The following is a 2,909-nucleotide window of genomic DNA, read 5'->3' as shown; positions in this document are numbered from 1 at the left end:
GGGCTTGCGGGGGTAAGGGCACATCCCCCCCTCCTCGCCGCCGCAATCGCCGCGCCGCGCGCTTCCATCGCCGCGAGCGCCCGCGGATATTCGACGAGCCCCTCGGCGATGATCCATTCCACCGGCGGCGAGCCGGGCGCCGCGGCGAATCGATGCTCCAGATCGTCCCTGACCAAGGCTTCACCCCGAACACGCGCGAGACGGGCCGGCCGGCATGGCAGCCCGAGCGATTCTGACATGGCCCCCGCCGCCCCGGAAGTCGAGCGCCGGCAGGACGGGGCTGCGTGCGAGAAGGCGCGCATGAGGCTTGTGGCCTGAAAGCCGATCTGTTAGACGCCCCTCACCTCCGGGGAGCCCAAGGGCAACCCGCTGCGGCCATGGCGGAACTGGTAGACGCGCTAGCTTGAGGTGCTAGTCCCGAGAGGGGTGGAGGTTCGAGTCCTCTTGGCCGCACCAAGCACGATCCGGCGCTGACGTCCCCGCCCTTCCCGACGATCGCGAATCCGCCTCGCCCCTAATAGATCGCCCATAGGCCGGGAGTGGCGAATTCGACGAGATGGCTGTCGGGATCGCGCACATAGATGCTGCGTCCCCCGCGAGGCCAGTCGGTGCGCCCCTCGACGCTGATTCCCGCCGCCGGAAGCCGGGCTTCGATTTCCTTCAGGGCCTCCTCGCCGACCGCCAGCGCGATATGGACGGGCCCGCTCCCGTCATGGGGAGGAATGGTGCCGCCGGGCAGGCGGACCGTCTCCAGGGTCGTGCCCCGGCGAAAGAGGAGCAGCACGCCGCGCCGGCCGCTGTCGAGGGCGATCAGGCGCGAATCCCCGAAGAGCCGCCTCATCCCGAGCATGCCCTCGTAGAAGGCGGCGGCCCGGTCGAGATCCTCGACATAGAGCGCCGTTTCGAGAACGCCGTCCACGAGGCCGGATCCGGCCTCCGCCGCATCGGCCATGGGATCGCGCTACCACATGTCGAGGGCGATGCGCGCCTCGTCGGACATGCGGCTCTGGTCCCATGGCGGGTCGAAGACCATGTTGACCTTGGTCTCCCTGACGCCCGCCACCGCCGAGACGGCATTCTCGACCCAGAGCGGCATCTCGCCGGCCACGGGACAGGCCGGCGCCGTCAGCGTCATGTCGATCGTGACCGTGCGGTCGTCCGCGATATCGACGCGATAGATCAGGCCCAGCTCGTAGATATCAGCCGGGATCTCGGGGTCGTAGATCGACTTGAGGGCCGCGACGATGTCATCCGTCAGGCGGTCGACCTCCTCCGGCGGCAGGGAAGAGGACGGCGCAGCCGCGGCCGCGATCTCCGTGGAAGCTTCGCTCATCTGAACTCTCGTCTCGTCGCCCGGCATCAGGAGAACAGGCTCTCGGCCCGGGCCAATGCGTCCGCCAGCTTATCGACTTCGGCCATGGTATTGTAGAGGCCGAACGACGCGCGGCAGGTCGAGGTCGCCCCGAAGCGCTCGAGCAGCGGCATCGCGCAATGCGTGCCCGCCCGCACCGCCACGCCCTGCCGGTCGATCACGGTCGCGACGTCATGGGCATGGGCGCCCTTCATCTCGAAGGAGAGGATGGGCCCCTTCCCCCTCGCCCGGCCGAGGATGCGGATCGAATTCATGCGCCCGAGCCGCTCCTGCGCATAGGCGCCGAGGGCTTCCTCATGCGCCCGGATGGCGGGCCGGCCGACCGATTCCATGAAGCGCAAGGCGGCCCCGAGGCCGACGGCCTCGATGATCGGCGGCGTTCCCGCCTCGAAGCGATGCGGCGGATCGCCATAGGTGACCGTGTCCCGCGTCACCGTCCTGATCATCTCGCCGCCGCCCTCGTAGGGGGGCAGCTTCTCCAGCCACGCCTTCTTGCCGTAGAGCACCCCGATGCCGGTCGGCCCGTAGACCTTGTGGCCCGTGAGCACGTAGAAATCGGCATCCAGCGCCTGCACGTCCACGTCGAGATGGACCGCACCCTGGCTGCCGTCCACCATCACCGGCACGCCATGCGCATGAGCGATGCGGATGATCTCCGCGATCGGCGTCACCGTGCCCAGCACGTTCGACATATGGGTCATCGCCACGATCTTCGTGCGCGGCGTGAACAGCTTCTCGAATTCCTCGAGGAGGAAATTGCCCTCGTCGTCCACCGGCGCCCACTTGATCACCGCGCCCTTGCGCTCGCGCAGGAAATGCCAGGGCACGATGTTGGAATGGTGCTCCATGATGGAGAGGATGATCTCGTCCCCCTCCCAGATCGCGAGGCGGCCGTAGCTGTCGGCAACGAGGTTCATCGCCTCGGTCGCCGAGCGGGTGAACACGATCTCGTCGGTCGAGGCGGCGTTGAGGAAGGCCCGCACGCTCTCGCGGCCGGCCTCGAAGGCGTCGGTCGCCGCATTCGCCATGTAGTGCAGCCCGCGATGCACGTTGGCATAGCCGCCGGTCATCGTCGCCACCATGGCGTCGATCACCGCGCGCGGCTTCTGCGCGGAGGCGGCGTTGTCGAGATAGACCAGCGGCTTGCCGTAGACCTCGGCGGACAGGATCGGGAACTCGGCCCTCAGGGCCTCGACATCGTAGGTCATGGAATGAAGCGGCCTCCGGGCCGGCGCCGTGTCCGTCATGGGGACGGAGCCACGAAATAGAGGATCACGAGGAGGAGATAAAAGCCTCCATTGACCAGGATCGCGACCGGGACCGCCCGCGCGGCCGCGGCCCCGAAGGCGGCCATGAGGCAGGCGGCGAAATAGGGTAGCCCCACGCCCGGCTCGATGGCGGTGTAGAGGCTCGGCGGATCGGCCGCGACCATCCTCGCCGGAAGGAGGGCCAGGGCCGCGAGCTTCACGGCGAGGGTGGGAAGCAGCGCGAACCACGCCCCGAGCGCCACGGCCGAGCGCATCCGCGCGAGGCTGGC

The 2,909-nt window shown here is 68.6% G+C and carries 4 protein-coding genes and 1 tRNA gene; 1 reads left to right on the top strand and 4 read right to left on the bottom strand.

Features of this window, described 5'->3' with window-relative positions:
• Nucleotides 1–371: 371 nt before the first annotated feature.
• A tRNA-Leu gene (locus tag PKD06_RS18680) sits at nt 372–456 on the top strand.
• Nucleotides 457–514: 58 nt separating this feature from the next.
• Here PKD06_RS18680 and PKD06_RS18675 read toward each other — a convergent pair.
• From PKD06_RS18675 to PKD06_RS18660, 4 genes are all read right to left on the bottom strand, one after another.
• Complete coding sequence (locus PKD06_RS18675) at nt 515–952, bottom strand: VOC family protein (RefSeq protein ID WP_324382801.1); 438 nt, start codon at nt 950–952, stop codon at nt 515–517.
• Between the two features lie 9 nt (nt 953–961).
• Nucleotides 962–1,333, bottom strand: a complete 372-nt coding sequence (locus tag PKD06_RS18670; RefSeq protein WP_324382799.1) for an SUF system Fe-S cluster assembly protein — start codon at nt 1,331–1,333, stop codon at nt 962–964.
• Nucleotides 1,334–1,359: 26 nt separating this feature from the next.
• The gene (locus tag PKD06_RS18665; RefSeq protein WP_324382797.1) at nt 1,360–2,580 is read right to left on the bottom strand and encodes a cysteine desulfurase; all 1,221 of its coding nucleotides are present in this window, start codon (nt 2,578–2,580) and stop codon (nt 1,360–1,362) included.
• 35 nt (nt 2,581–2,615) lie between these two features.
• The coding region (locus PKD06_RS18660) for a hypothetical protein (RefSeq protein WP_324382795.1) at nt 2,616–2,909 on the bottom strand (294 nt) is incomplete at its 5' end.

Origin of the sequence: Enterovirga sp., from assembly GCF_035325185.1 — a bacterium.
GTDB lineage: Bacteria > Pseudomonadota > Alphaproteobacteria > Rhizobiales > Beijerinckiaceae > Enterovirga.
Note: the sequence above shows the minus strand (reverse complement) of the source record. Positions and strands in the feature narration are given on the sequence as shown.

What these genes read in the sequence shown, in the direction of transcription:
- PKD06_RS18670 (WP_324382799.1), bottom strand. Translation starts at nt 1,333, where the DNA reads ATGAGCGAAGCTTCCACGGAGATCGCGGCCGCGGCTGCGCCGTCCTCT.
- PKD06_RS18665 (WP_324382797.1), bottom strand. Translation starts at nt 2,580, where the DNA reads ATGACCTACGATGTCGAGGCCCTGAGGGCCGAGTTCCCGATCCTGTCC.
- PKD06_RS18675 (WP_324382801.1), bottom strand. Translation starts at nt 952, where the DNA reads ATGGCCGATGCGGCGGAGGCCGGATCCGGCCTCGTGGACGGCGTTCTC.